Source organism: Marinimicrobium sp. UBA4209 (assembly GCF_002381585.1).
GTDB classification, from domain to species: domain Bacteria; phylum Pseudomonadota; class Gammaproteobacteria; order Pseudomonadales; family Cellvibrionaceae; genus Marinimicrobium; species Marinimicrobium koreense.
Genome location: NZ_DFTP01000046.1, coordinates 39,977 through 41,989, shown reverse-complemented (window position 1 = coordinate 41,989; position 2,013 = coordinate 39,977). Strand labels below are relative to the sequence as shown.

Sequence of the window (2,013 nt, the reverse complement as noted above, 5' to 3'; positions counted from 1 at the left end):
GTCGGCGGCCTGGGCCGAGACGGTGGGGTAGACATCGGAGACCACCACAAAGGCGTCCGGGTTGCGCCATCCGGGCAAGGTTTCCTGGCTGGTATTCGGGCCGGCCTGGATATTGTTGGTCACCTGGGTCCAGTAGACCCTGAGCACCCCGTCTTTCAGCTTGCGGCTCTGCTCCACGGCGGAGAAGCCCACCTTGTCGGGGATGGTTCCCTCGGGCAGCTTCCAGATTTTCTCGGTCATGGCCCGGTGTTTTGGGTTGGTGACCACCATGTCGGCGGGCAGGCGGTGGGCAAAGGTGCCCACTTCCCGAGCCGAGCCACAGGCCGAGGGCTGGCCGGTCAGCGAGAAGGGGCTGTTGCCCGGCTCGCTGATTTTGCCGGTCAGCAGGTGAATGTTGTAGATCATGTTGTTCGCCCAGACACCGCGGGTGTGCTGGTTGAAGCCCATGGTCCAGCAGGACATGACCTTGATGTCCGGGTCCGCATAGATTTTTGCCAGCCGTTCCAGGCGGGCCTTGGGGACGCCGGTTTCCTTGGCGGCCCGTTCCAGGGTGTAGGGTTTGACGAATTCGGCAAACTCCTCGAAGGTGATATCGCTCCAGGTGTTGGCTTTGTCGGCGCCTTTGGCCCGCTGTTGGCGGGGATCTTCGGCGCGCAGGCCGTACCCGATATCGTCCTGGCCTTTCACAAAGCGGGTGTATTTGTTGACGAACTCGTGATTGACCTTGTCATTCTCGATCAGGTAGTTCGCGATGTAGTTGAGAATGATCAGGTCGGTGTGAGGCTTGAAAATTATGGGCAGATCCGCCAGATCGAAACTGCGGGTTTCGTAGGGGGACATGGCGACCACCTGGACATGCTCGTAGGAGAGCTTGCGGTCGGTGACCCGGCTCCACAGCACCGGGTGCATTTCCGCCATGTTCGATCCCCACAACACGAACGCATCGGCGTGCTCGATGTCGTCATAGCAGCCCATGGGCTCGTCGATGCCGAAGGTGCGCATGAAGCCGCCCACCGCCGAGGCCATGCAGTGGCGCGCGTTGGGGTCGAGGTTGTTGCTGCGCAGCCCGCCCTTGAACAGCTTGCTGGCCGCGTAGGCTTCCCAGACGGTCCACTGCCCGGACCCAAACAGGCCGACGCTCTCCGGGCCATGTTCGCGAATCGACTGCTTCAACTTGTCGGCGAGCAGGTCCATGGCCTGGTCCCAGGAGATTTCCTGGAAGTCGCCGTTCTTGTCGTACTGGCCGTTGCGCATCCGCAGCAGCGGTTTGTGTAACCGGTCCGGCCCGTACAGGATTTTCGACAGAAAGTAGCCCTTCACACAGTTCAAGCCCCGGTTCACCTCGGCTTTGACGTCGCCATGGGTGGCCACGACCCGGTTGTCCCGGGTGGCGACCATGACGCCACAGCCGGTGCCACAGAACCGGCAGGGGGCCTTACTCCATTTCAGGTTGGTCAGCTCGCGGTTGGTGACCAGGTTACTGGCGCTGGCGGGCAGCGGCATACCGATGGCCGCGGCGGCTACCGCAGCGGCGTTGGCCTTGGCGAATTGGCGGCGGGTCAGATTCATTGCGGTTGTTCCTCCGGCGGAATCACTTCGTGGTAGACCAGTGCGGCGTTGACAACGCCGGGGTGCGCGCTGGTCTGGTCAATCACATCCAGAATCGCTTGTGCTTCGGTGCTCTCAAGCACCAATACCAACTTTCCCTGATCACTTTGGGCGTGTATTTCGGCGCATTTGAGGGTCTCGTCCGGCCAGTGCTGGGGCAGCTCGCGCAGCCACTGTTCGGTAGTGGTCAGTGCCTCGGGCTGGGTGTGCACGATCACACTGGCAACGTGCCACTCAACCGGCAGCGTCGTGACGGGTATCTGTTGATGGTCGGGCTCATGGTGCATGACGGCCATGAGAAGCCTCCTGGTGGTGGTTCAAAGTGGGTGGCGTTGAGAGCGCTGCGGGAATCAACCCGCTCCGGGAGGCCCGGCCAGGAGCTGGTACATCCAGATGGTGAAACCG

Annotated in this window: 2 protein-coding genes; both read right to left on the bottom strand. The window is 61.9% G+C overall.

What is annotated here, in order from left to right:
• On the bottom strand, positions 1 to 1,569 hold a 1,569-nt coding region (napA, locus tag B3187_RS06535), incomplete at its 3' end, for a nitrate reductase catalytic subunit NapA (protein WP_286805249.1).
• The gene (locus B3187_RS06530; RefSeq protein WP_286805248.1) at positions 1,566 to 1,904 is read right to left on the bottom strand and encodes a chaperone NapD; all 339 of its coding nucleotides are present in this window, start codon (positions 1,902 to 1,904) and stop codon (positions 1,566 to 1,568) included. The genes napA and B3187_RS06530, both read right to left, overlap by 4 nt.
• Positions 1,905 to 2,013 lie beyond the last annotated feature (109 nt).

Coding starts and splice junctions, on each gene's coding strand:
- B3187_RS06530 (WP_286805248.1), bottom strand. CDS start 1,904: ATGGCCGTCATGCACCATGAGCCCGACCATCAACAGATACCCGTCACG.